The organism is Leptolyngbya sp. Heron Island J (genome assembly GCF_000482245.1).
GTDB lineage: Bacteria > Cyanobacteriota > Cyanobacteriia > Phormidesmidales > Phormidesmidaceae > Leptothoe.
Genome location: NZ_AWNH01000046.1, coordinates 46,548 through 72,069, shown reverse-complemented (window position 1 = coordinate 72,069; position 25,522 = coordinate 46,548). Strand labels below are relative to the sequence as shown.

Annotated in this window: 26 protein-coding genes; 14 read left to right on the top strand and 12 right to left on the bottom strand. The window is 48.1% G+C overall.

Going from position 1 to position 25,522, the window contains the following annotated elements; translation table 11 throughout:
• The first annotated feature begins 28 nt into the window (after positions 1-28).
• Positions 29-1,465: a sodium:solute symporter gene (locus tag N836_RS53535; protein ID WP_023073074.1), complete on the top strand. Its 1,437-nt coding sequence runs from the start codon at positions 29-31 to the stop codon at positions 1,463-1,465.
• 353 nt (positions 1,466-1,818) lie between these two features.
• Positions 1,819-2,388: a L,D-transpeptidase gene (locus N836_RS53530; protein ID WP_031292828.1), complete on the top strand. Its 570-nt coding sequence runs from the start codon at positions 1,819-1,821 to the stop codon at positions 2,386-2,388.
• Between the two features lie 15 nt (positions 2,389-2,403).
• On the opposite strand, the gene N836_RS53525 is transcribed toward N836_RS53530, so the two are convergent.
• The 7 genes from N836_RS53525 to N836_RS53500 form a co-directional block, all read right to left on the bottom strand.
• A complete protein-coding gene (locus N836_RS53525; protein WP_023073072.1) occupies positions 2,404-2,901 on the bottom strand; it encodes a hypothetical protein in 498 nt (165 codons plus the stop codon).
• A gap of 25 nt (positions 2,902-2,926) precedes the next feature.
• Complete coding sequence (locus N836_RS73360) at positions 2,927-3,988, bottom strand: pentapeptide repeat-containing protein (RefSeq protein ID WP_023073071.1); 1,062 nt, start codon at positions 3,986-3,988, stop codon at positions 2,927-2,929.
• Positions 3,989-4,286: 298 nt separating this feature from the next.
• A complete protein-coding gene (locus N836_RS53520; RefSeq protein ID WP_023073070.1) occupies positions 4,287-5,777 on the bottom strand; it encodes an alpha-amylase in 1,491 nt (496 codons plus the stop codon).
• A 346-nt stretch (positions 5,778-6,123) separates the two neighbouring features.
• A complete protein-coding gene (locus N836_RS53515) occupies positions 6,124-6,420 on the bottom strand; it encodes an RNA recognition motif domain-containing protein (RefSeq protein ID WP_023073069.1) in 297 nt (98 codons plus the stop codon).
• A gap of 268 nt (positions 6,421-6,688) precedes the next feature.
• Positions 6,689-7,279 (bottom strand): DUF6272 family protein, encoded by a 591-nt coding sequence (locus tag N836_RS53510; protein ID WP_023073067.1) that lies wholly within the window; start codon positions 7,277-7,279, stop codon positions 6,689-6,691.
• Positions 7,280-7,375: 96 nt separating this feature from the next.
• Complete coding sequence (locus N836_RS53505) at positions 7,376-9,511, bottom strand: SpoIIE family protein phosphatase (RefSeq protein ID WP_023073066.1); 2,136 nt, start codon at positions 9,509-9,511, stop codon at positions 7,376-7,378.
• 129 nt (positions 9,512-9,640) lie between these two features.
• Positions 9,641-10,837, bottom strand: a complete 1,197-nt coding sequence (locus tag N836_RS53500) for an aminotransferase class V-fold PLP-dependent enzyme (RefSeq protein WP_023073065.1) — start codon at positions 10,835-10,837, stop codon at positions 9,641-9,643.
• A 230-nt stretch (positions 10,838-11,067) separates the two neighbouring features.
• Between N836_RS53500 and N836_RS53495 the strand changes: the two genes are divergently transcribed.
• The 6 genes from N836_RS53495 to gatC all read left to right on the top strand — a co-directional run bounded on the left by N836_RS53495 (position 11,068) and on the right by gatC (position 16,799).
• Complete coding sequence (locus N836_RS53495; protein ID WP_023073064.1) at positions 11,068-11,655, top strand: hypothetical protein; 588 nt, start codon at positions 11,068-11,070, stop codon at positions 11,653-11,655.
• Between the two features lie 55 nt (positions 11,656-11,710).
• On the top strand, positions 11,711-13,054 hold the full coding sequence (gene aroA / locus N836_RS53490; RefSeq protein WP_023073063.1) for a 3-phosphoshikimate 1-carboxyvinyltransferase: 1,344 nt from the start codon (positions 11,711-11,713) through the stop codon (positions 13,052-13,054).
• A gap of 195 nt (positions 13,055-13,249) precedes the next feature.
• The gene (locus N836_RS53485) at positions 13,250-14,974 is read left to right on the top strand and encodes a putative bifunctional diguanylate cyclase/phosphodiesterase (RefSeq protein WP_023073062.1); all 1,725 of its coding nucleotides are present in this window, start codon (positions 13,250-13,252) and stop codon (positions 14,972-14,974) included.
• A 337-nt stretch (positions 14,975-15,311) separates the two neighbouring features.
• On the top strand, positions 15,312-15,755 hold the full coding sequence (locus N836_RS53480; protein ID WP_023073061.1) for a hypothetical protein: 444 nt from the start codon (positions 15,312-15,314) through the stop codon (positions 15,753-15,755).
• 157 nt (positions 15,756-15,912) lie between these two features.
• Positions 15,913-16,434, top strand: a complete 522-nt coding sequence (locus N836_RS53475; protein ID WP_023073060.1) for a photosystem I assembly protein Ycf3 — start codon at positions 15,913-15,915, stop codon at positions 16,432-16,434.
• A gap of 77 nt (positions 16,435-16,511) precedes the next feature.
• Positions 16,512-16,799, top strand: coding sequence for an Asp-tRNA(Asn)/Glu-tRNA(Gln) amidotransferase subunit GatC (gene gatC, locus N836_RS53470; protein WP_023073059.1), 288 nt, complete (start codon positions 16,512-16,514; stop codon positions 16,797-16,799).
• A 48-nt stretch (positions 16,800-16,847) separates the two neighbouring features.
• On the opposite strand, the gene N836_RS53465 is transcribed toward gatC, so the two are convergent.
• Complete coding sequence (locus N836_RS53465) at positions 16,848-17,594, bottom strand: creatininase family protein (protein WP_031292827.1); 747 nt, start codon at positions 17,592-17,594, stop codon at positions 16,848-16,850.
• A gap of 124 nt (positions 17,595-17,718) precedes the next feature.
• Here N836_RS53465 and N836_RS53460 point away from each other — a divergent pair, with 124 nt between their 5' ends.
• Positions 17,719-18,006, top strand: coding sequence for a DUF6679 family protein (locus N836_RS53460; protein WP_023073057.1), 288 nt, complete (start codon positions 17,719-17,721; stop codon positions 18,004-18,006).
• Positions 18,007-18,015: 9 nt separating this feature from the next.
• Here N836_RS53460 and N836_RS53455 read toward each other — a convergent pair whose 3' ends face one another.
• Together N836_RS53455 and N836_RS77885 are read right to left on the bottom strand one after the other, a co-directional pair.
• Positions 18,016-19,686 carry an MBL fold metallo-hydrolase gene (locus N836_RS53455; protein WP_023073056.1) on the bottom strand — a complete coding sequence of 557 codons (1,671 nt, stop codon included), beginning with the start codon at positions 19,684-19,686 and terminating at the stop codon, positions 18,016-18,018.
• Between the two features lie 47 nt (positions 19,687-19,733).
• Positions 19,734-19,856 carry a hypothetical protein gene (locus tag N836_RS77885; RefSeq protein WP_265579503.1) on the bottom strand — a complete coding sequence of 41 codons (123 nt, stop codon included), beginning with the start codon at positions 19,854-19,856 and terminating at the stop codon, positions 19,734-19,736.
• A 121-nt stretch (positions 19,857-19,977) separates the two neighbouring features.
• On the opposite strand from N836_RS77885, the gene N836_RS0138145 reads away from it, so the two are divergent.
• On the top strand, positions 19,978-20,568 hold the full coding sequence (locus tag N836_RS0138145; RefSeq protein ID WP_031292824.1) for a DNA-3-methyladenine glycosylase: 591 nt from the start codon (positions 19,978-19,980) through the stop codon (positions 20,566-20,568).
• Between the two features lie 33 nt (positions 20,569-20,601).
• Here the strand turns inward: N836_RS0138145 and N836_RS73355 are convergent, their stop codons facing one another.
• Entirely contained in the window at positions 20,602-21,177 is a 576-nt protein-coding gene (locus tag N836_RS73355) for a sporulation spore germination protein (protein WP_023073054.1), read from the bottom strand.
• Positions 21,178-21,305: 128 nt separating this feature from the next.
• Between N836_RS73355 and N836_RS53445 the strand changes: the two genes are divergently transcribed.
• Positions 21,306-22,319: an aspartate carbamoyltransferase catalytic subunit gene (locus tag N836_RS53445; protein ID WP_023073053.1), complete on the top strand. Its 1,014-nt coding sequence runs from the start codon at positions 21,306-21,308 to the stop codon at positions 22,317-22,319.
• Between the two features lie 4 nt (positions 22,320-22,323).
• Here N836_RS53445 and N836_RS53440 read toward each other — a convergent pair whose 3' ends face one another.
• Positions 22,324-22,587, bottom strand: coding sequence for a hypothetical protein (locus N836_RS53440; RefSeq protein WP_023073052.1), 264 nt, complete (start codon positions 22,585-22,587; stop codon positions 22,324-22,326).
• Positions 22,588-22,777: 190 nt separating this feature from the next.
• On the opposite strand from N836_RS53440, the gene N836_RS53435 reads away from it, so the two are divergent.
• The 3 genes from N836_RS53435 to N836_RS53425 all read left to right on the top strand — a co-directional run bounded on the left by N836_RS53435 (position 22,778) and on the right by N836_RS53425 (position 25,454).
• A complete protein-coding gene (locus N836_RS53435; protein WP_023073051.1) occupies positions 22,778-23,269 on the top strand; it encodes a molybdenum cofactor biosynthesis protein MoaE in 492 nt (163 codons plus the stop codon).
• A 112-nt stretch (positions 23,270-23,381) separates the two neighbouring features.
• Positions 23,382-24,242 (top strand): DUF1361 domain-containing protein, encoded by an 861-nt coding sequence (locus N836_RS53430; protein WP_023073050.1) that lies wholly within the window; start codon positions 23,382-23,384, stop codon positions 24,240-24,242.
• A 165-nt stretch (positions 24,243-24,407) separates the two neighbouring features.
• Positions 24,408-25,454, top strand: coding sequence for a DUF3616 domain-containing protein (locus N836_RS53425; RefSeq protein WP_023073049.1), 1,047 nt, complete (start codon positions 24,408-24,410; stop codon positions 25,452-25,454).
• The last annotated feature ends 68 nt before the right edge of the window (positions 25,455-25,522 follow it).

The window sequence follows — 25,522 nt, the reverse complement described above, 5'->3', positions numbered from 1 at the left end:
CTCACGACAGTCTCCTCATAACTAAAATATGTTCACAGTAACACTCACCTGGGCTTTATTGGCTGGGTATGGTTTGTTCATTTATCGCATTGTTCAAACAACGACGCCAGGCAAGGTATCGGCATCTGAATTTTTTCAGGGACATTCACGTCAAGGGGAAGACCCTGGTCTTTGGCTGCTGGTATCCAGTGCGGCTATCTCATGGATTTTTGCGAAATCAATTGATAATGCGGCCAGCCTGAGCAATGCTTTTGGCATTACCGGCGGCATTGGCTATGCCATTTACTACCTGAGTTTTGTTACCGCTGCGATTACTCTCTATCTGATTCGAACCCGAGGTGGCTACAGCTCAATTTCTGAGTTTTTAGTCAGTAAGTATGGTCAGCTTTGCTCTCGATTGTTTCTTTTAGCCATTGCTATTCGATTGCTGAATGAAGTCTGGTCCAATACCAAAGTCTTTTCGCTATATTTTGGTCCAGAAGGCAGCAGTGGCTACTGGCTAGCTGCCCTGCTGGTGACGCTATTTACGGTCTATTACAGTCTTTTGGGTGGTTTGCGCAGTAGTCTTTTGACGGACGGGGCTCAGATGCTGCTGGCGGCTGTTTTGTTGGTAGTTATTTTGGTTGTCCTAGGGCCAGGTTTGGTTAATCAGGGACTACCACAGGTGGATCAAGATACGACTCTGGCAGGACTGACATTTTGTGGCCTGGCATTTGTGCAAATATTTAGCTACCCGTTTCATGACCCGGTAATGACTGATCGGGCCTTTATCACATCGCCCAAGGTGATGTTAAAAGGGTTTGTATTGGCCGGGCTGATCAGCGGTGGCTTTATCTTTCTCTTTAGCTTTGTTGGGCTATATGCCCGTACGTTTGCTGTTGAGGGTTCCCCGGTGCTTGCGGTACCGGCGCTGTTTAGTTTGCCGATGCTGTTGGTCTTTAATGCCATTATGCTAACCAGTGCTGGCTCCACACTAGATTCCACGTTTTCAAGTGTGGCCAAGTTAGGAGCCCGCGACTGGTCAAATCATCAAGATAACCCCACTGAAAATCAGGCGTTGGTGGGGCGCTGGTGGATTGTTGCGATCGCAGTTCTTGGCAACTTTCCACTATTGAGCATTTATCTCGGCGATCAGATTGGTCCAGCCATTATTTTAGCCACCACTATCAGCGGCACCATGGTCATGGGTCTGGCCCCTATCTTTCTGCTGTCCTTTATCCCCAGTGCCGGTCGGTTAAGCTTTCACCTCGCCTTCTGGCCAGGGCTGATTTTTGGTATCCTGCGAGTTCTCGAAAGTGCCCTCAGCACCCAAATTTTCCCAGACTGGATGCTCATCGGCGCTGGCAAGTACGCAGTCGACCTGGGCGTTAATGTATACGGACTGATCCTATGCACCGCTGGCTATCTGCTCGGAGCCGCCATAAATTACAGACAGGTCAGCCCTAGGGAACACACCACTGCTTGATTCTCCACAGTTGAAAAACCTTACAAAAAAGCCCCTGACGTAGTGTCGGGGGCTCTGTGCACTGTGCGAATCGAACACTGAGAAGGCGTTGTAGCGATTGCCCTGGTAGATGCGAAAGCGGAACTTATAGAAATGGATCAGCTTTGTAATGCGAATGTTTAACCTGTTATCAGTATGATGATATCGACAGGTCAGAGAGTTCCCAAGCTGGAAATCTGGAGCCTTTTTTTTTCCGATCTTGGAAATTTATCGTTAGAGCTAACAACCAGCAAGAGATTTGTCCACTCCCTTGAAATTTATTCCTAAATTTTGTCACCATCAGCAAAGGTGCATAAAAGCAATAGAGGTGTTTGGTGACTAGTACTATTCACAGTTTGATAGTAGGGCTAACGGTGTCACTTTTAGGAGGACTCCTGGCAACTCCTGGTGCTGCAGAAATAACAGCACCATCCCTCGGAGCGTTCTCAGAGCAAGCGGCCCCGATCCCCGTTAAACCTCCCACCTCAGACCTGAGCAAGTGGCCAGCTGCCGAGCAGCCGGTAGAACTGGTTCTACGACTGAATGAACGGAAGCTCTTTGTCTTCCGTGGAGACACCCTAGAAACGTCATTCCCTGTAGCAGTGGGTAAGGCTGGATGGGAAACACCCACGGGAACCTTTGAAGTTTCTTACATGCTGGAGAATCCGGGCTGGACGAACCCGTTTACAGGGGAGTTGATGGCCCCTGGTCCTGAGAATCCATTAGGTGAACGATGGATTGCATTTTGGACAGATGGTCGCAATGAAATTGGATTTCATGGCACCCCAAACCATGATTCTATCGGTGAAGCCGCCTCCCACGGATGTGTCCGTCTGTATAACGAGCACATCCGTGAGCTTTATGAGTTGGTGACACCTGGCACGTTAGTCACTGTTCTTCCCTAGATCAGAGTGGTGACTTTACCACAGACCACGGGGGCTGTTATTAGCAGGCGCAGCATTACCCCCGGAACCAGCAGCATCACCCTCATTCTCGGTATCTGGATCTTCTGAGACCTCAATATCAGAGTCCTCATCAGCTGGTGCATCGGCATCTTCAGCAATTTCATCTGCTGGCGACTCATCCGAGTCATCAGGTGAGTCCTGCGATGTCGGTTCGTCCGTGGGTTCCTCAGTCGCAGTATCGGAGTCATCCGTATCCGTGGCAGTGTCTGGTTCTGCTGCATCTGGATCATCTGATAGCTCGCCTGCTGTCGGTTCGTCAGTCGGGTCCGGTGCCACATCAGGCCCCGGTGTGGGATCGGGAGCCCCTTCAAACTCCCCTCCGTCAGCAGGGGGGGTGGGTGTCGGCACATCTTGGGCATAAACCACAGGGGTAGCCCCTAGAGTTAAACTGGCCGCTGAGACAATCGCTAGCAATAGGCGCACCTGGGGAAACCGATTATAAAAAGTAGCCATTGGCTAAGCTCCTGAAAAGATACTGTCAAGATTCGGGTAAATCGATGGGATCGAGATCGCATGTGATATCGCCATCCACTAAGCGTCCTTGCTGCCATATGCCTGATTGTGAGGTACCGTCAGCGAATATGTATACCCCCTCACCATTGCACCGATTAAATTCAAAATCACCGATGTAGCGATCGCCATTCTCTAACATCCAAACACCGCGACCGCTAAATAAATCATTTTGAAATTCACCGACATAGCGACGGCCATTATCAAAGGTAAATGTGCCACAGCCATTACGCTGACCACTACGATATTCACCATCGTAACGATTGCCATTGGGATACAGCATACTGCCACGTCCGTTCCCAGGTTTACCATCCTTAAACTGGCCATAAAATCGGATGCCGTTTGGATAGACATGCTCGGCGTCGCTGGCACTAAGGCTCGTCACATCAGGCTCATCACACACTAGCTGGATAGTGACCGTACCATCTGGCGTCACAAACTTAGGTGGCCTAGGCCGCAGAGCAAAATAGAGAGCAACGGTGGCTAATGAGACAGCTACAAACAGAGCACCACTGACCGCAGCCAGCATGAGGCCGAATCTTGGCATTAAGTCAGGGGTTGGTTCTGACATTGGTGGAGCAACCGACCTCATCTCAGGCTGGCTATTCTCTACCGCTGCCAAGGTGACGTCAGCTACAGCAGGCCATCCATCCAAACACGTCCCTTCTAAACAGGCGTTTGTAAAATTAGCATTATCAATAATCGCATCCGACAAATCCGCCTGAGCCAAATTCGCCCGACTAAAGTTCCCCCCCTGCAAATTAGCAGCAGCTAACCTCGCACCTTGTAAATTTGTATTGCTAGCATAAATCCCCCCAAGGTCAGCCCCTGTCAGATCAGCGTCCTGAAGATTAGCACCGATCAGACAGGCACGATTAAGATTGGCACCACGCAGATTAATGCCCTGGAGCGACTTTTCAAATAAATAGGCAGATTCTAACTCAGGATCTTCCTCAGGATGTTCTTCACGCCAACGATTCCAGGCATCCACTCCCTGCTCAATCAATTCTAGATAATCTATCGTGATCATGTCAGTCCAAACGCACGGCCGAGAAGGTTTGCCATCAGTCACTCACAGCCCTACAAATATCATTACTGTAAAGGCAACCCATTGCTACCACTCCCTAGGAGGACGCATGGGTAAACTGTCACACCATTACACCCGGTTTGATGTATTACCTTGATAGCGAATCCTCCTGACCTAATATAGGCATATTGGTGCAGCTGCGGGTACTGACATACATTAGAACCGCCGTTGCTAGCAGCCCCGACGGTTCACTGACGATCTCAAGGCAGATTTAGAATCAGGTCTAGCTCTCTTGCTGCTTTTACGCTTCTACCCAAACAGAAACTGAGCCACCTTTACACTGAAATTCTGCCCACCCCCACTGGTTAGTCGTAATCGGCGTTTTTATATGCTCAGTCAAATCATAAAACTGGGTGTTGGCCTTACCCACTTCCATCCACTTGTAGCCTTCAGGGCCATCACTCATAATCACTGCCATCGCTTGAGGATGCTCAGCATCACCTAAGCGGGTCCAACCGATAGTATTGAAATGGTCAAAGTAAGTGTACTGAGGCCCATAGGCAAAGTGTTTACGAGCATACAGGAACTTATCGAGTATCCAGCGATGGGAGTGGAGCGTGATCGGGTATTTGTTGCCATCCCTACCGTAGTCTTCATACTGAGCACCATAATAATCCGCATAAAATACACAAGGATAGCCTTCTGAGCGTAACAAGATTAAGGCATAGGCCAAGGGTTTAAACCAAGCCTCTACCGGAGCTTCTAACGCTTGCAGCGGCTGGGAATCATGATTTTCAACAAACGTTACGGCATGGGTGGGATTCGTTTGCATCATGGTCCCATCCAAAATCGTTCTCATATCGTAATTACCACCGGCTCTACTGGCGTAGTGGAAGTTGTAGTGCAAAGGAACATCAAAGACCGACATCCGACCTTGAACAGAATCGACATACCATTGCAGCGTCCCCAGATCGTTATACCAATACTCTCCCACCATAAACAGATCTTTTTGCGCGTGCCGCTCCAGGGCATCGATCCAAAGCGGAAAATACCAGGCAGAAATGTGTTTAATCGCATCTAGCCTGAATCCGTCTACCCCTGTTTGGTCGAGATACCACTTACCCCAGTTTTCGACTTCTTGTTGCACCTCAACACTTTGAAAGTCCACATCGGCCCCCATCAAGTAGGCAAAATTTCCTTTCTCCAGAGCAACATGATCATCAAATGCCTTACCCTCAAAGAGATAAACTGTATCGCCTTCTTTAGTAAATTCATCATAGTCAACAGCATCAAAGTGCCACCAATGCCATTCAAAGTCAGAATATTTCTTGCTGCCGTCTGGCAATACTCGGCCTGGAAACGTAAAATGTGTGTAGGCCTTGATGTCACGCTGCCAGCCCTTGGGATTTAGGCGATCATTTTGCCAAAAGGGGGTAGCTTTGACCACTTCTGTTTGGTCGGCTCCCATCCGATGATTGAGTACACCATCGGCATAAACTTGAATACCATTGGCTTGAAGTGTTCCGACAGCAGTTAAATATTCATCGCGAGTGCCATATTTACTACCCTTTGAACCACGTTGATCAAATTCTCCGAGATCGTACATATCATAGACGGCATATCCCACATCGTAGCCGCCGCCCATACCTTTATAGGCAGGCGGTAACCACATAGCCGTAAACCCTGCATCGGCTAGTTCTTGAGCCAGAGTATTAACTTGATTCCATAGGCTACCGTCGCTCGGCACATACCAATGGAAATACTGCATCATGACACCGTTTACTGCAGACATTTATGACAGCTCCTTTGAATAGCAGATGAGTCAGTAAAAGATTGAATTCAGGATATCGAGGGAGAGCGTACCCAGTACCAGCTACAACAGGTACATGTTGTCAGCCTATCTGTTGCAGTGGGAGTCACCGTTGCAACATTTAGTCATCCAACACGAAACAAGCTCCAATCCTGTCAGGAAGAATTCCAGGTTTTAGGATGTGACATTAATCACATGACATCGGAAATCCAGGCATGACCATTGCCAGAGATAAGAAGAAACCATGCAAGCAACCCTGCATGGTTTCTGAGTTCAAAATCCCATCTCTAAAGAGGATTTATACAAATGTGCCAGTAAGTGTTACGACTTAATAGCTGCCGCCACCTTTATTACCCCACTTACCTCCAGATGAGTTCCGGGGCTCACGAGGCTTTGCTTTATTCACCTTAAGCACGCGACCCATCCACTCGGCACCATCTAAAGCCTCAATCGCCGCAGCCTCCTCTTCACCGGTTTGCATCTCAACAAATGCAAACCCGCGCGGTCGGCCTGTTTCTCGATCAGTAGGTAGATGGGCACTTTTGACAGTACCGTACTCAGCAAACACCTCAGTTACATCTTCTTGAGTAGCGTCATAGGACAAGTTTCCAACATAAACTGACATGCGGGATTCTCCAAAGTTAAAAGGACATAGAATTATATTCGGAGAACCGTTTGTACAAAAGATTACACAGCCGAAAATAAATCTAACCAAACGCTAGCACAAGCCTAGTGATAGTGGATAAAAATGCAGCAAAAATAAATTCTTTAACTACTAGGGCAAAATCCACGATGGGGCAGACCCCACACATTGATTTTTGGTAGCCTCTATAACGTAAATATTGATAGGTCATCTGAACTAGTTAATTATCTTCTAGCGGCGCTCAAAAACGCTATACAATCACCTGAGCCATCACTGTGACCGCAATAAGATCGGGAATTGTTGACAACGACTCAAACTTCCAGCCAAGCCGGGCCTGATAGTCATTGATCATGGTCAAAAATCCCAGGCCAGATTGCGTGGAGTCGTGATCGTTAGCACTAGCTTCTAATTGTTGTATATATAATTCTTGTGGGTCAGATGCTAATAGCTTTTTGATGAAAGTCTGAAAGGTCTCCGCCTGAGTTTTATCGACTGTATTAGTGGCAAATATCACCGCTATCAATTCTGAGCTTTCAAGGAAGTAAATACCCAGTTTCACCTGATGACTCACAGCCTCTAGGTTAAATTTCACCGCATTTTCTATCAGCTCATTAGCAACATAGCTGATAGAACCTTGAGCTTCCTTAATACGCTGCTCTTCTTCAGGATTATTCTCATCCAACGGCAGAAAGTTGATAAAACAATTCGCTAAAAAGTGAGCGGATAGACGCTGATTTCGCCAAAGATTTTTGATGTCCTCCGATGTGGAGGTAAAGCTGAGTTCTAGAGAGTCACGATCAGGTGGTAGGACGTTAATATAATCACCAAAGATCTGGTGCATCCGATTTTCTCCTAGAACATCGATTTTGTCATCATGAGTCGTCAGGAAAATCTTTGATTAAAGGTTATTGAATACTCAATGGTTGGATGAATATCGCTACCGCCGTTTGAGAATAAGCAACGTGATATCATCAAATACTTTTTGTGCACCGATAAATGCCTTAACATCATGAATAATAGCCTGTTTAACCTCGTCAGCTGTACCACTCCAGCTATGGGCGATAACTTGATACAGACGCGACATGCCATATTGTTTTTTGTACAAGTTATACGCTTCAGGGATGCCATCTGTATAGAGTACAACTCCATCCCCAGGCTGCAGCTGCACACTGACATAATTAATAAAGTCGGCAATATTATCATCCAGACCAATGGGCATCCCTAAGTCTATCGTATCAATGCTTTCAATTGTGCTGTCAGCTCTCACGATCAGAATCTCTTCATGCTGACCACTGATGCTAACACACCCATCGGAATAATTAAGAATGGCCAGGGTTAGATTTTTCTCAGAATCCATCCGCTGCACATTCTGATAAATAGTCCGGTTGAGGGTTTCTAAAAACTTAATCGGGTCATGCTCTTGAATTTCTTGTAAAGTGCGTACCGCTGTTTGGGTCATGAGCATTAACATGCCACTTTCTAAACCATGACCGGTAACATCACCGATACCCAAGGTGACAATATCTCCTGTCTGTAGCACATCGTAGTAGTCTCCACCCACCTCATCAGCGGGTTCCATGAACCCAACGATGTCGAGGCCTTTGACTTTTCTTAATTCCTCGTCCTTGGGTAGTATCATTTGTTGAATTCTTCTGACTACGTCAAGCTCTGCTCCCATCCGCAGATTTTCGGCTTTGAGCTTGTCATTCAGAGTGCTAATTTGAGCATTAGCATTGGCCAGTTCGGCAGTGCGTTCTCTGACTTTATCTTCTAAGGTTTCAAAAGATGTTTTGAGCTGACTGGCCATGCTGTCAAATGCAGAGGCCAATGTCCGTAATTCACTGATGGGGCCGGTCTGACTCTCTCGCAGTCTCAGGTCTCTACGGTTGAGGGCTCCTTTAGAAATGGCTTCGGATGCCTGGGTGATGCGTAAAACCGGTTGGGTCAGCCAGCGGGTAATCAGCAAGCCAATACCAATAGCTATACCAAGGGCTAACAGCATGAGCCCGATGGTATTGCGGTTATTGGCATAAATCTGTCCCATAAAGTCAGTTTCTGGAATCGCCACTACGATTAACCAGTCGAGACCGCGACCGTCGTTAAACGGCAGCACTTGGACAAAATGTCGCTTACCTTCTAACTGAAAGTTGAGCTGTCGCGATCGCACAATTTCCTGCAAACTACCAAAGTGATCCAAAATATATTGTGTAGTACCCTGAACAATGGGATCTTGACTATTCACAGCCTGCAAAAATTTAGGATCATCCTGATCTCCTAGCATCAAAGGTTCATCCGCAGAGCTAGAGATTAAACGCCCTTCACGATCCATCACAAACGCCTGACCCGACTTCCCAATCTCTAGCTCTCTCAGAAAATCACGAAACTCTTCTGGCAAAACAACATCAGCTGCACACACCCCCAGCAATCGTTGTCCTGAGCGATCATAAACCGGCAGTCCCGCTGTGATATTGGGCAATCTAGTGGTAAAGGCAATATAAACATCCGTCCATACTGGTTGCTGAGCTTGGGTAGCCGCCCGATACCAGGGTCGCTGCCTGGCGTCAAAGGTCTCCGTTAACTGATGGGAAAAATAGGTGCGCTGCCCCCGTACATTCAACATGTAATATTGACGCTTTCCTTTCGTCGCAGCATTGCTATAAGACAACTGTAGAGAACCATCCTCCGGTGCTCGTAAAACACCAAAAAAATCTCCCCTATTATTGCCACAGTAAACAAACGCAATATTTGGGGCAATTCGCATCTGTTGATAGAGCTGCGCTTCACCACGAGTGGCATTGGCAACATCAATCACGTCATGGATTAAAGCAGTCGCATTTAAGCGATTAATTTCATGGGGAGTTTCAAAATATCCTTGTAACTCTTTTTGAATACGGGCCGAGACTTCCATTCGTAGCTGAGAAGTCAAACTTTGCACAGTCTGTTGGCTATTGAGAAACGAAAGATAGCCAACCAATCCCACAGTGGCACAAATCTGGAGCACAAACGGCACCACCAGCACCCGACGGATGGGAACACGAAAGTCTCTGGGGAATATGCTAAACAAGCGTCTCATGCTGATGCGTCACCCTTAGCTAGTTCAGACCATCAAGTCTCAAGATCGATAAAGTGGCTCCGCTATGCTCCCATACTTTTTTCATCCACAGGGCTTAGAGAAACTATCCGTTACTAAGCCTCCATATCCTTACAAAGCCTGCTTGCCTAAGAACGTTTCTATGGCATCTACTAGACGATCAATTTCAGACTCTGTTGTGAAGTAATGGGTACAGGCTCTAACACAGCTAGGCGATAACAGGGTGCGCAGGTAGAACTGTTGTGATTCTAAATAAACCACTAACTTTTGATGCAGTTTTGGTGAGTGCTCTCCTGCTTGAAAGATTTGGAACGAGACCAATCCAGACTCTGGAGGAGATTTTAAAAGACATCGAACAGAACGCAGGCTGTTAAGCTTGCCCCAAAGATAGCTGCTGAGTTGACAAATGCGAAAATAGCGTTCTTCTGTAGTGCCCCATTCGTTGTGCTTTGCGATCGCAACCCGTAACCCACTACACAATGCCACATTAGAAGTCGCCACCTCATATCGACGTGCATCAGGCTCCCAGCCCGTCGGCTGTCCCTGATCATTCGTCGTGATCCCACGCCAGCCAATAAATGTCGGTGATAGCTCCGCCATGGCCTCAGGGCTAACATAGAGACCACCCAGTCCAGCAGGGCCACAGTACCATTTATGTCCCGTAAACCCATAGAAGTCGACTCCAGTTTCCGCCAGCTTGAGGGGCAACATCCCCACTGACTGAGCTGCATCTGACAGCACCCGCACTGGCTGGGAACGTCCGTGACAAAGCTGACTGATTTCTGCCAGCGGCATTACCTGGCCGGTATTCCAAAGAATATGACTCACCACCACCAGACGAGTGGTCGATCGCAGATGGGCCTCAATGGTAGCCAGGGGATCGGTGGTATTCAGCTGATCCAGATGAGAAAAAACACTAACCTCAAGGCCATAGCGCCGTTGCAGTTCGTACACGGCAGCAAAAATACCAGGATGCTCACAGTCAGACAGAAGAATATGATCGCCACTTTGCCAGGACATCCCCCATAGAGCAACGTTGCAACCAACCGTTACATTTTCAGTCAGGGCAATCGTCTTGGGATCAACCGCTAAGTCTGCCGCCAGCCCCTGCCGAGTTTTCTCCCCTTCAGCTTGCATCCAGTGGTTAACGGCACTACTAAAAGGTCCACGGGTCTGAATGGTTTGATGGGCCGCCTGGATAGCATTCAGGGTACTAATCCCCATTGGCCCTTGACCACCATAGTTAAAATAGGCTTTGTTCTTTAACGCTGGAATGGTCTGACGATATTGCGAAATGCTGACACTCATGAAGGCACAACCGAGCCAGTTAAAGATTTATCAAGTTTAATCTATTGTGTATGGGGTGCTTTGTCCGTAAAAACAAGCTTTTTAAGAGATGCCGAAGAATTCCTGACAGGTGTACTCTAGTTTGAACGTATTTACTATCAGACTGGGTAAATTGTAAAAGAGATTACTGTCCCGCATTAACTAATGTTCAAACTGTTAATGCCATAGTGACCATAACGAGAACCAATCTAATGCGCCTTTCACGCTCAATTTTGTCAGCGGGGTTAGCCGTCTTCACGCTAACTAGCTGTGGCCCTTCAACGGTGGCTCAGTGTAATGAGTTTGCCGATGTGATTAACCAGGCCCAAGTATTCAAGGATGAGTTTGAAACCGAAATCGACACCTTTACCCAACAGGCCCAGGGCGCTGAAAGTCTGGGAGATATTCAAACTGCCGCCACCCAATACATTAGTGCCGTCGACAAAGTAGTGGGCAGCATCGATAGCATGGTGACCAGCTTAAATGAGTTGGAATTATCAGATGAACAACTCGCCGAATATCGTAATGGCTATGCTGAAATCATTACTGGCTCAGCCCAGGAATTAAATGTGGCCGGTGAAGCGATGCAGTTAGTCGCCAATGCTCAATCGGAAACTGACTTGAGTAACGTCTTAGAAGAGTTTCAGGGTAAAGCCAACACAGCGTTCACTAATCTACAGACCTTATCTCAAGACGAAGCCACTCTAGTCAACAACATCAACACTTACTGTGGCGCTGAAGTCCCTGTAGGTACAGACGCAGAAACCCCAGAAACTCCAGAAACTCCCACCGCTGAATAAGTCAGGGCTACAGGTCACGATAGAATCAGAAACGCCGCTTGCTGAGTCTATTGCCATGGTTGCCCCTGCTTTGTTAATTAAAACCGATGCGTCTGCCCGTCAGGCCTGGACAATCACAGCCAGTGGCAGAGGGCTTCAGGGGCGATTACAGATACCCGGAGATAAATCTATTTCCCATCGGTCTTTGATGTTAGGAGCCCTGGCTAGCGGTGAAACCCGGATCAAGGGTCTGCTATTGGGTGAAGACCCTCGTCGCACAGCGGCTTGTTTTCGGGCTATGGGAGCTGAGATTTCTGACCTGGAAGCGGAATGGGTCACTGTCAAAGGGTTAGGTGTAGGTCAGCTCCAGGAACCAGTGGATGTTTTAGATGCCGGTAACTCAGGCACTACCCTCAGGCTAATGCTAGGGCTACTGGCCTCTCATCCTGAGCGATTCTTTACGGTAACTGGCGATGCCTCATTGCGATCGCGACCCATGGCCCGCGTGATTAAACCCCTCACCGCCATGGGCGCTCAAATCTGGGGTCGCAACAACAATCGGCTGGCCCCCCTAGCCATTCAAGGACAAATCCTATCCCCTATCCACTATCACTCCCCCATTGCCTCAGCCCAGGTCAAGTCCTGTATCTTACTAGCCGGACTATCAATTGATGGCGATACCATCGTCACCGAACCTAGCATCTCGCGGGATCATAGCGAGCGCATGCTGAGAGCCTTTGGCGCTCACCTCACTGTTGACCATGGTGCTCGCCGAGTCACACTGCATGGCCCTAGCCAGCTCCAGGGGCAGACCGTGATTGTACCGGGCGATATTAGCTCTGCCGCCTATTGGATGGTAGCCGCCGCGATTGTGCCAGACTCCGATTTGGTGATTGAAAATGTCGGCGTCAATCCTACTCGTACTGGCATTTTAGACGCACTGCAACAGATGAACGCCGATATTACCTTAGAAAACAGTCGCGAGGTGACCGGAGAACCTGTGGCAGACATTCGCGTAAGGACCAGCCAGCTCCAGGCCTGCACCATTGGCGGCAATCTGATTCCTCGGTTAATTGATGAAGTCCCTATCCTGGCAGTAGCGGCCCTCTTTGCTGAAGGAACCACTCGCATTGAAGATGCCGCCGAGCTACGGGTTAAAGAAAGCGATCGCATTGCCGTAACTGCCAGCCAGCTAAATCATCTGGGAGCCTCGGTCAGTGAGCTGCCCGACGGTCTAGAAATTCAAGGGGGAGCCACCCTGACTGGCACCGATGTCGATAGCTTTACTGACCATCGCATCGCCATGAGTTTAGCAATTGCAGCGTTGCGGGCCAGCGGAGCCACAACCATTCACCAGGCTGAAGCGGCGGCGGTATCCTATCCTCCCTTTGCCCAAACCCTGGAACAGTTTGCCCTTTAAGGCCGATTAGCAAAGACTGTAGGCAACGCCTATCGGCTCGCTGCCTATTACCCTCACTATCGATTGATTCCATCTTGTCTCGGGCATTCTAGGACAACTGTGGGAACCGTCAAACACTTGGGCGATAGTTCACCATAGGCTGTCCCAACATGCATCTGTTGCCCGACGTTTGATGAGGGTTGCAACATAGCATCTATGCAAAAGATTTTACTGATTGGATCATCGAGGTTAAAACCGTCGACAACCGCACAAATGATTGCAGCCGCAGGCTACAGCGTCGATCAGGTGGATACCGGAGCCGCCGGGCTAGAGCGGGCTCGCCTCCAAAATCCAAACTTAGTGGTCTGTGATTGGGAGCTAAGCGACTGCAACGGTCATTATGTGTTGCAACAAATGCGTAACGACGTGCAGTTGGTGATTACACCATTTATCTTGCTCAGCTCGCTGTATGACCACCGGCATTTGCGAGAAACGATGCAAATGGGGGCGGATGATTGCCTGCTGCGGCCTTTTTCAGATGATGTGTTGATTGCTGCGATCTCAACTCGCCTCAACCATCAAGCCGCCATCAGCAACCACTACCTCAGCCACTTACGCCTGGCCGCAGAACACCTCAATCGCCTGTGCTACTACGACAGCCTCACCAAGTTACCCAATCATCTTTTATTTGAACAACGCTTTACCCAGCTAATCCAAACATCCACCCAACCAGTCGCCCTACTTTCCATTAGCCTGGACCGCCTCAGACAAATCAACAATATCCTGGGCTATCCAGCCGGTGATGCAGTGCTCCAGTCCGCTAGCCATCGTCTCCAGGCCTGTCTACCAGCAAACACCCCTCTGGCCCGTCTCACTGGCAACCAGTTTGCCGTTACTCTCGGCAATGTAGAGCACCTCGCCACAGTTAGACAGCTGGCCACAGAGCTAATGGATGCCCTGAGTCGACCATTTTCACTGCCAGGGCATGAAGTCTTTCTCACCGCCAGCGTGGGTGTGGCCATGTATCCAGACAACAGTGAAAAACTACCTGTACTCATGCGTCAAGCCGATGCAGCTCTGGAATATGCCAAGCGCCAAAAAAGTAACTACTGCCAGTTTTATCAGCCCAATATGCCCATCGCCACCGAGTACCAAATTCGGCTAGAAACCTGGCTGCGCTATGCACTAGAACGCGATGAATTTGAATTACACTATCAACCTCAGCTTAATCTACGGACAGGCCATATCGAAGGGGCCGAAGCCCTCATCCGCTGGCACCACCCCGAAGCAGGCAATATCTCACCGGGGTTGTTTATTCCACTTGCAGAAGAAACAGGGTTAATCCTTGCCATTGGTCAGTGGGTGCTCGAAACTGCCTGCCGTCAAGCACGCCAATGGCAAGATATGAACCTGGGTCTGCGTCATATGTCAGTTAACCTATCCAGCGTTCAGTTTAATCAAGGTAATCTGACACAACAGGTGGCTAAAACCCTACAACAGAGCAACCTATCCCCCAGCTTGCTGGAGTTAGAAATTACGGAAACCGCCCTGATTCAAGATGCCAATGCCGCTATACGGACCTTAAATGAACTCAAGCACCTGGGCATTCGGTTAGCTGTAGACGATTTTGGTACCGGCTACTCCTCGCTCAGCTATCTACAAAGACTTCCCATCGATACGCTCAAAATTGACAACTGCTTTGTGCGCGGGGTAACTACTGATCCCAAAAATCAGATTATTCTCAAATCAGCTATCGACATGGGGCACGATTTAGGTCTCAGTATTGTTGCAGAAGGGGTAGAAACCCTTGAAGAACAATCTCTACTAGAAACCTATCAGTGTGATTTCGCCCAGGGTTATTTAATTGGCAAACCGATGAATGCCCGTCGACTGCAAGCGTATTTAGAACAACGCATGGCCCTGGTCAGTTTAGCCTCATAGATATAAGGGGCCGAGTAAGGGGCCGAATGCTCCTGTCTTCAATACCTGATCCGACGCTCAGCCAGAATTGCTAGAGCCATCTATCGCCATGCCTTTCTTGGCACCCTGCCCCACAGACGGTTTTTCTCAGCCCACCCCGCTGTACACCGTGGTTATGCTAGGAGGGCGGGGAACAATAGACACACAACTAAACAGTGCTTTTTACGAGACTGAAGTGTGCAGCCCGCATTAGCTAACGGTTAGCAAGCTACCATAGCGTTAACCGTTGTCATACGTCAGGATGCTTGGGGCACCGACGAGTCAATAACGTTTCTAGGTCGCGGGTTAGGCAAAACTTATGTGGCAACAGTGGCGAAAGGCTAATAACTATATCCGTAGCATAGAAACCTATGGGGATATGAGCCCTGATTTATCCATACGTCATCAGGTTAACCAATCTCTCAGACAGCGTCGTCATCCCCTCTCAACTGAGGCTTGGTGTGAAGAATGCCATCAAGTTACCCAGTCTCAGCCCAGTACACTGCTGTTTATCTATCATTCGTTAGAAGCCTATTCCGGTCTGGAATTTAATCGCATCAGACCCCACGACCGTCTGGTAGATGATTTACAGTTTCCCATGGTGTGCTGGTTTGACTGGTCAGTCAGCTTTTGTGATGACGTCGTCACCCACTTTGATATAGACATTAGCGACTGCTTTGACGAAACACGTTTTGACACCGTGGGTGACTTGATCATGTTTTTAGATGCATGTTTAGTCAGTCAAGCTTCTCCAACCGATTGATACCTCTGTGGCTGTATCTGGCGCTGGGGTTTTGCTTTGGTAGAAACTTTAGGTTGCAACTTAGCTAGGGTTTATTACAGACCCCAACTAACTCGTGAAGGTTATGGCTGCATTACATTAAAATGTAGCTTTGGCACTCTTATCGACTAGTCTTGCCATGCCTAGAACTCAGCGTAACGATAATTTCATCGATAAATCTTTTACGGTCATGGCCGATATGATCTTAAAGATGCTGCCGACGAAAAAGCAGGCGAAAGAAGCCTTTGCCTACTACCGTGACGGCATGTCTGCCCAGGCCGATGGCGAATATGCAGAAGCCCTGGATAACTACAACGTAGCGTTAGAACTCGAAGAAGATCCCTACGATAAAAGCTTCGTTCTTTACAATATGGGGCTGATCCACGCTAGTAACGGCGATCATGATACTGCTTTGGAAAAATATGCCGCAGCTATCGAGCTCAATCCTCGCATGCCTCAGGCGTTAAACAACACTGCGGTTATCCATCACTACCGAGGTGAGCAGGCTGAAGCTGCAGGCGATAAAAAAGCAGCTGAAGTCTTTTATGACGAAGCAGCCAGCTATTGGTTGGAAGCGTTAAGGATGGCTCCCAATAACTACATTGAGGCTCAAAACTGGCTTAAGAATACGGGCCGGATGCCTGCAGATGTCTTCTTTTAATCAATAGGTTGAATAGTGATGGATGGTGGGTAACTCCTACCATCCGAGTATGTACGATTCATAGTTACCTCGCTCAAATGATTGATTTAGAACAAGTTCGTAAGGTAGCGCTGTTGGCTCGATTGGAGCTAACTGAAGCTGAAGAGCAGCAGTTTACAGAGCAGCTCAGCGGTATTTTGGACTATGTCCAGCAGCTAAACGAGCTGAATACGGAAAATATTGAACCCACTACGCGAGCAATTGAGCTGAGTAACATTACTCGTCAGGATGAATTGGCTCCCTTTGAGGATCGTGAATCGATCTTGGGAATTGCCCCTGATCGCGAGGATGACTTTTTTAAGGTACCTAAAATTTTGGGTAGCTAAAACACTTTCTTTCCCTTTGTGAAGGCGTTTCATGGAACGCCTCTACCATTAATCCCCTAAGAATTTGAGATAGTCATTACTCATTTCTTTGACAGCGGCTTCGTAAAATTGTTTGCCATGTTCTGGGGTAGCTAGATCCGGGTTAGAGCCCATGCGACCGTCAGCATAAAACTGCCGAAAATCGGTAGCGCCATAGATGCGATGTCCTGAGGGAGCAACCTGGGGCTCTAATGGTGCTGACTTGATGAAATCAGGATAGGCATACTGAGTCAGCGCCACTTCACTGGGGGTGGCGTGGGAGCCTTCTTGGTTACCGTAGAGTTCTTTAGCCAGGGTATATACGGAGCGACACATAAACCAGTTTGCTAGTTTACAGCGCACCTGCTCGGCACCGGCAATATTCAGATCCGCCAGCATGGCATAGGTTTCAGAAAAGGCAGCTTTAAGCGTAGCCATGTTTCCCCCGTGGCCATTGATAAAGTAAAACCGGGTAAACCCGGCTCGGGCTAGAGGCTTAATATAGTCTTGAATTAAGGCAATGAGCGTACTGGGACGTAGACTCATGCTGCCGGGAAAAGCAGTGTGATGCAGGGCCATGCCAACGTTAATGGTGGGGCCGATCAAGGCTCCTGTTTGTTCGCCCACACCTGTGGCAACGGTTTCCGCACAAATGGCATCAGTGCCAATTAACCCCGTTGGGCCATGCTGTTCAGTGGACCCAATGGGAAAAATGATGCCTTGCGATCGCACCAAATACTCCTCTACTTCAGGCCATGTACAAAGATGTAGTCTCATAATTTAACCTCCGCCAGCCATAAACCCATTATCCGGGTGGTCAAAGTCCATTCACCTCCCTTAAGCTGTACTTAAGTTATGGTCTTAGGACCACAGTAGTCGCTTAGATGACGGGTAGATTTCTATGCTACATCGCAAGATATACCAACTCTCCTGCGACGGTCGTGAGGTGTGGGTATTTTTAAGGGATCAGCACCGCTGGATCGAGCGGGCTAAGATCCTTAACATTGAGGGTGATCTCGTGACTTTGCGCTACGAAACCGAAGAAGAAGATGAACTCTGCGCCTGGGAAGAAATGGTGAGGCTAGAGAGCATTGGCTCCATCCAACAAAAGTTAGCCACAGTCCCCAAAGGAGATACAGAAATAGCCATCTCAGATGACTGTCCCACCTCTGAGCAACTCCACGAATAGAAACGCGCCCTACCGGGCCATAAATTCTGGGCAGTGACCGTCTGGGGCCACTAGCCTACCAAACAAGGGTGACTGCGGCTGCTGACAGCTACGCTGCTGATAAAACTGACAATTGTCACAGGCGATGCGATCGGGAGCCAACCGATTAGTAATCTCCGTCAATTCCGATGGATCTACGCCTCGTAAGACCAAATTATCGCCCTGCCAGCGGGCTTCAATGATTCCAGTTTCAGCAAAGCTCTGCCAGCGAGCATCCGACGTAATTGTAGGCGGCAGCTGCATAGAGACTTGCTCCCGAGAGTCACTAACGGTACCTTCAAAGGTCAGTTCGCGGGGTGGGGGTGGGGATGTAAACCGCGTATCCAAAAACAGAGATAGGGGATTCCCTGGCAGCGGGATATGAAGCTGATAGCGGCTTTGGAGCGATTCTAAATTTGCAAGGGCGCTAAGATCATCCAATTTGCCGTGGACCAACACCACATGACGTGGCCGCAAATTGTGAATCAGCTGTGTGGTGCCATCACCATCACAGTGGCAATACAACTGATAGGTTTCTAACTGCACAGTGCCCGACGTGGTCGCATTTTTGAAACTATCAAACCAGTCGTAGATCGGGCCATGGGTATTGATCTGAGTTTGCCAGGCCCTGAGGTCAGCTTGCTCTGGCAAAAAGACACTCCAAGACCCCTGATGACGTTGACAATAGAGATCCACCGGGGTGGCTGGATGGACTAAAAATACTGCAGGTGCATGAAGAGGTAGAGTGGAGGCCTCAGCTGATAGACGTTTGATGTTGGGATTGATCCGATCGTCCCAGAAGATAGACTGATGTCGAGCAAAATTTTGCACATTGCGAGGAAAGGCATCCGGCTGCTGAGCCAGCAGTTCTAGATAAGCATCACAGCTACGGGCAATGGCGGGATCAACCCAAATGGTTAAAGGTTGCCCAGTAAAATGGTAGTGGCTGCGCCAGAGCATCAACAGCTCTTGCCCTAGACCCAACATGGGCACTGGAAAAACAACACAGCGCGACTGGTCTAAGTGCGATCGCAACTGCTTAATGAGCTGATTTTCCTGCTGACGACGATTGGGATAGCGGGTTGCCCCCAGACTCCCCTCAATAATCAGCACATCGGGATGTAAACCCCGTAGAGCCGCCAGCGGCAAACCATCTACCAGACGAGTACTGGAAAGAAAACAATCCCCAGTATAGAAAATCCGATAGTTTCGATTGTTATGGATATAAGTAAATAGAGCACAGGCAGCCCCTGGCAAATGGCCAGCGGGCCACAGCTCTAGGGTTAAGTTGTCTGCTAATTTAACTGGCATCCGCCAGGGCAAAACCCGAAGGGACTGGGCCAAAACCCTATCCTCCAACAGAGCAGCCGTGGCCGCTGTGGCATAAATCGGCACGTGGGGCCAGCGTTGTTTTACCTGGCTTAGACTGTGGCCATGCTCAAAGTGAGCATGGCTAAAAAAGACGGCATCTGGGGCAGGAGCACTCTCTAGAGACGTTAAATCCTCTAGACCGCAATCAAGTAATACTCGGTGAGAGCCAATGGTCAGACCTAGACTAATGCCTTCATTCGCATGACCAACACCGTAGGGATAACAAACAACAGTATTCTCATCGGCAACAGCGGATGATCCCAGCGATGGTACAACAGTATTGGCCCCCATTAGGTCAGGCGTACCTCATCCCATAAAGTCAACGCCTGTTACACCCATTAGTGGGCAGAGCCATTGCCATGGTAGTCATCAGAGTCGTAAAAGCCATTTTGGGTACCAAAAAACAGGCACGCGACCGAGAAAACAATGGCTAAGACGGGCAAAATCGCTTTGATATCCACAGACGGTTATTCCTTAGTCGAGCTTTCTAGGTGTTTTGATGATCGTAGCAAGTTCATTCAGGAATGCAATCATAGTCCCTATGACTGTTATCAACTGCAACATTCTGAGTCTGTGCCCCTGATGATTTCTGCTGAATGGTGCGATCGCAACACGCTGCATGTCGCTCCTGACTTAATTGGATGTACCCTTGTCCGCCAGCTTCAGGGCGAAACCCTACGCGGTCTAATTGTGGAAACGGAAGCATACTGCCCAGACGACCCGGCCTGTCATGCCTATCGCGGCAGAACCCCGAGCAATGCTGCCATGTTTGGACCACCAGGCCATAGCTACGTCTACTTTATCTATGGCATGTACCACTGCTTTAATGTCGTCACCGAATTACTGAATATTGGCAGTGCCGTCTTAATTCGCGCCATTGAACTAGACCAGTTGCCCCAAACCATTGATGCCAAATATAAAAAGCAGGGAAAACGCATCGCTGCTGGTCCGGGTAAGCTATGCCGGACATTAGCTATCGATCGTCAGCACAATGGCCTTGGTCTGATGCCCCAAAACCAACTGTGGCTTGAGCATCGCGCTCCAACATTTCAAGAAAAGCTAGACCAGGGCTACTACGAACTCGTTCAAACCACCCGGATTGGCATTTCCAAAGCCGCTGAGCAACCGTGGCGCTGGTATCTCAAAGACCATCCCAGCGTGTCTAAGCCTTAGGAAGTTAGCTTGGAACGGCGTGGTGGGCCGTTCCTACAGGACAATTTCTTTGCCGCGATTGGTAAATTCCACCTGATTGACTTTCCAGGTTGAATTTTGGGTCAGGGTCTCTTCTAGTCCACCAAATAACCCTTGCTGTTCGCAACTCGATAACGACAGAAACTGCCGCTGAGAATCCTCAGCCAAACGTAGATCAACAACTGCTTTACTATCTTCAACATTCACCCGATAGCCCGATAGCTTAAATGCTTCAAACTGATGTCGTTCTAGCACCTCGCCCACGGCCTCAGTCATGGCTTGATCTGCAGGCACCTTGACTGATTCCGCTGTAAAGTTGCTACAGCTGTCATCCATGACATAGATTGAAACAGCCACCATGTCACTAGCCCCATCCGCTGTATCCGTCTGGGCTTCTACTTTAGGCTCATCTGCATCCGTCGATTCACCAAGCTCGTCAGAAGTCGCATTCTCATTCACTTCAACTTCTGCAGCAGGGTCTTCTACTGGCGACGGGTCAGCTACATCCGTAGGGTCAGTACCATTACAACTGGCAATGGTTAGCCCTACAGCCACAAATAAACCTAATAATACCTTTGGGAACCGCACCATCGAATGAAATACTAAGTAAAGCGTTTGCTCATATCCTACAAACTGAAGATATGATCTGTCGCTAAAGTGTGACAGTTTGCTACACCGCAAACGCTATACCCAGTCCCCTATTCAATTTTGGTCTGTCTATGGCCGACAACATCTGGAGTCGTCGTCACATTATTTCCCTAGAAGACTTCACCCCTAACGACTATCAAACCATCCTCCAAACAGCGACTAGTTTTCGTGAAGTCCTTTCCCGCCGCACTAAAAAGGTACCCGCTCTACAGGGTCAGGTAATTACTAATCTGTTTTTTGAACCCTCCACACGTACCCGCAGCAGTTTTGAGCTAGCGGCTAAGCGATTGTCTGCAGACATTCTTAACTTTTCGCCTGGCAGCTCATCCCTTAAGAAAGGAGAAACCATTTTAGATACGGCCAAAACCTACTTGGCCATGGGCACTAATCTAATGGTGATTCGCCATCAGCAGGCAGGTGTGCCAACGATTATTGCCCAGGAGATGAACCGGATTAACTCAGGTGTGGGCATTCTCAATGCTGGCGATGGCCAACACGCTCATCCATCCCAAGCTTTACTCGATTTGTTTACCATCTGTAGTACTCTCGACCCAGAAAATCCTAATATTGAGCAGTTACAGGGAAAAAAAGTAACTATTGTTGGCGATATTTTACATTCACGGGTGGCTCGTTCCAATATCTGGAGTTTAACGACCTGTGGCGTAGAAGTGCATCTGGTTGCGCCGCCAACTTTACTACCCAAGCATTTTCTAGATGCATTTAAGCAGCCAAGCAAGCAGGCCCATACTGCTACATTAGAACGCAACCTTTACATCCATTGGCAGTTAGAGCCCGCTTTAGAAAATGCCGATTTTGTCATGGCGCTACGGTTACAGCATGAACGCATGAGTGAGCATCTGCTGCCCAGTCTGCGAGAATATCACCAGCAGTTTGGCATCACCCGCGAGCGCTTACGAGGTTGTAAACCAACGGTCAAAATTATGCATCCTGGCCCGACTAATCGCGGCGTTGAGCTGACATCGGACTTGATGGATGACCCAGAACTGAGCCTGGTCCCAAAGCAGGTGACCAGCGGTATCGCAACTCGCATGGCTCTGCTTTACCTAATTGGCGGCGTGCAATAGGTGTCTATGTATCGTCAGCCCCCATGTCTTTCAAAAACTGACGATAGTTAAATATGGTTTTCTCTTCAGAAATCTGCTGAGCAGTATGAAAGGTAAACCGTCGCTCTTTACCTGATTCTTGCCAGGCTTGCTGTATTTTCTTTGATGGAAATGTGCCTTGGACAAACATCGCCATCATTTTGGCCCAGCGGGTTTTGAGCTGATGGGTTTCTCCGACATAAAGCCGATATTTTCCAATGTTAGCTACAGCAAAAATTCCAGAACTCATATTGCGATCGCTATTCCTGATAACCCAGCAGCCCTAAAACCAGACGTCACTTAAAGCTAACTCGCTTTCCAGTCAATTTTCCCCCAGAGTTGGTTAAATCATCAATATTAAAGATGTTTCGCAACTCCCAAGGGACTATCTACAATAAATAGCGTCCATCCCCCGCACCCGTCTTGCAATACGCACAGCTATGACCCTTGGCCTACCCTTTAACCTCGACGTTCAAACCCAGACAAATGAGACTGATAGTTTTACTATCACCTTTGCCCCCCTATCCCTAGATGAGGTATATCGACTCGCAGATGATGAGGCAAATGGAGCCATTGTTGTCATGAGTGGCATGGTACGCAACAACACTGATGGCAAAGCAGTTGTTGCATTGGAATATCAGGCCTATGAACCGATGGCAGTCGCCGTGTTTAAACAAATTGCCGCTGAGATCCGCAACAAATGGACCGATGTAACCCACATTGTGATTCATCACCGCACCGGCAAACTAACAGTCGGAGAAATCAGCGTGCTTGTGGCTATTGGCTGTCCCCATCGCTCCGAAGCTTTTGCAGCTTGTAAATACGCCATTGATACTCTCAAACATAATGCTCCCATTTGGAAAAAAGAGATTTGGCACGATGGTTCGACTAGCTGGGTAAGTATTGGAGCTTGTGAGGATGACAACGAATAGTCTGTTAAGAACAATTCATTTGCCTTAATCCCAAAGCTATAAAGAATCCATACTGGAATTAGCCCTTGGAAATGAGTAGAACTGTAATGTCCGATATAGGGTTGATAAATTTATGCGATGGATCATCGTTGACATTTACCAGGGCATCAATAACTTCTACAGCGGTTGGATCTGGTGGAACTTATTTCTAGCCTTTATTCCAATGCTGCTTAGCTTTAAGCTATTTCGCCGGAAAGCACTTTCTCCTTTCTGGTTTGCGCTAGCCTGTTTTGGAACTGCCCTAATTGGTATCGTCGGGCTGGAGTCGAGGCTGCCCAGACTTAGAGTGTTTGCGTTGGGTGTCGTTCGTGGTATCCAGACAGGTGATCCTAGCACCTTACTCCAGTTGCTTTGGCTGGCCGGGGTTATGGTGATTGCTCTTGGCATCAGCGTTTGGCTATTTAAACAATCGCATACACGGAAGCTCTGGCTGTGGTGGATAGGATTGGTGACTTTTATCGCCTTTCTTCCCAATGCGCCTTATGTTTTGACCGATATTCTTCACCTGATTCGTGGCACCAGTGTTGGCACAATCAGGATTTGGGTGATTGCTTTTATATTTATTCCAATGCATATGGTGGCCATTATTTTAGGATTTGAAGCCTATGTGATTGCTCTTTTAAATGTAAATTTCTACCTGCAACAAAAGGGATTACAAGCACTCACTGGGCCAGTCGAGATTGGACTCCACGCACTGTGCGCTTTTGGCATTTATCTGGGCCGTTTTATTCGACTTAACAGTTGGGATATTGTTGTTGACCCGTCCAGTGTTCTGGCTGTCACCCTTAACACTTTGACTTCAAAGCGACCGTTAGCTGTTATTTTCTTTTCATTTGTTCTACTCACAGTGCTCTATTGGATCATGAAGCAAGTAACCCTGGGGCTAAAGCTTAGAATCCACTATGCTCGCACGGGGCAAAATGCCCTTGATTGAGCCAATAAAGCCTTGGGAAAGGTTCTATTAGCTGGATCAACATCGATTCCTATGGCAACGAAAATCAGGACCTCCAATAGTTATTAACATTGCTGTGAGTTTTCGAATCAGCGTCTTGGCTAACGGTATACTCGGTCAAACCTCAATGACATGTGGTAAACATCCGTGACTAATAGCTTTTTACTCAACCGTGTTTTACTAAAATTTGGTGATCCTGATCCCAAACTAGCAGGCAACTTATCAGCAGTAACAACAACGCCAGATGGCAGTCTCTGGCTGGGGTCCGATGAATTTATCTCGATTGAGCGATTACAGCCAACTGACCACTGTATCTACGATCAACATCAGGCTGTGCCCGTCGGTGATTTTGTCTCTTTGGTAGACGACGAATCTGAAATTGATATTGAAGGCATGGACTATGCTGATGGCTATTTGTGGCTGGTGGGTTCCCACAGTGTTAAGCGCAAACAACCTAAGGGGAAAAAGGTTAAAAAGGATGTGCAGCGGCTAGCAACTATTACCAGTGACGCTAATCGTTATTTGTTAGCGCGTATACCCGTTGTTGAAGGCAAGCTAGTAAAAACAGCTAAATCAATCACTGCTGGTGCCCTGCCGCCTAGCCAAGATAAAAACCCATTAATGACTGCTCTGGCTAAAGATGAGCATATTGCTCCATTTTTGACCATTCCTTCAAAAGATAATGGATTAGATATCGAAGGTCTGGCTGTAGCTGAAGATAAAGTCTTTTTAGGGCTACGTGGCCCAGTCTTGAGAGGGTGGGCTATTATTTTAGAACTTGAGCTGGAAGAAAACAAATTAGGAACTCTCTCTCTTAAAGCTTTAGACAAAGATATTTACTATCGTAAGCACTTCGTTGACTTAAATGGTCTTGGGGTCAGAGATTTATGTTTTCATAACGAGGATTTATTAATCTTAGCTGGACCAACTATGGTGCTTTCAGGAGCTATGCAAATCTTTCGGCTGAAAGATGCTGTGGAGCATGGCAACGATACCATCTGGAGTCAGGATTCTGATGCTCTGAATGTTTTGTTTAATTTGCCTCTGACGATGGGTTGTGATTTTGCTGAAGGTATCACTCTGTTTTCGTATTTAGGCGAAGACAATTTACTAGTTGTTTATGACCGGCCCAGTGTCTCACGCATACCGGATGAATATGCTGTTTTTGCAGATATCTTTCGCTTGCCTACCTAAGCTAAGATCTACACTATAAGCACGTTTGAAAAACGCGAGACCAACATATCAGCCAGGTCACGCACCAT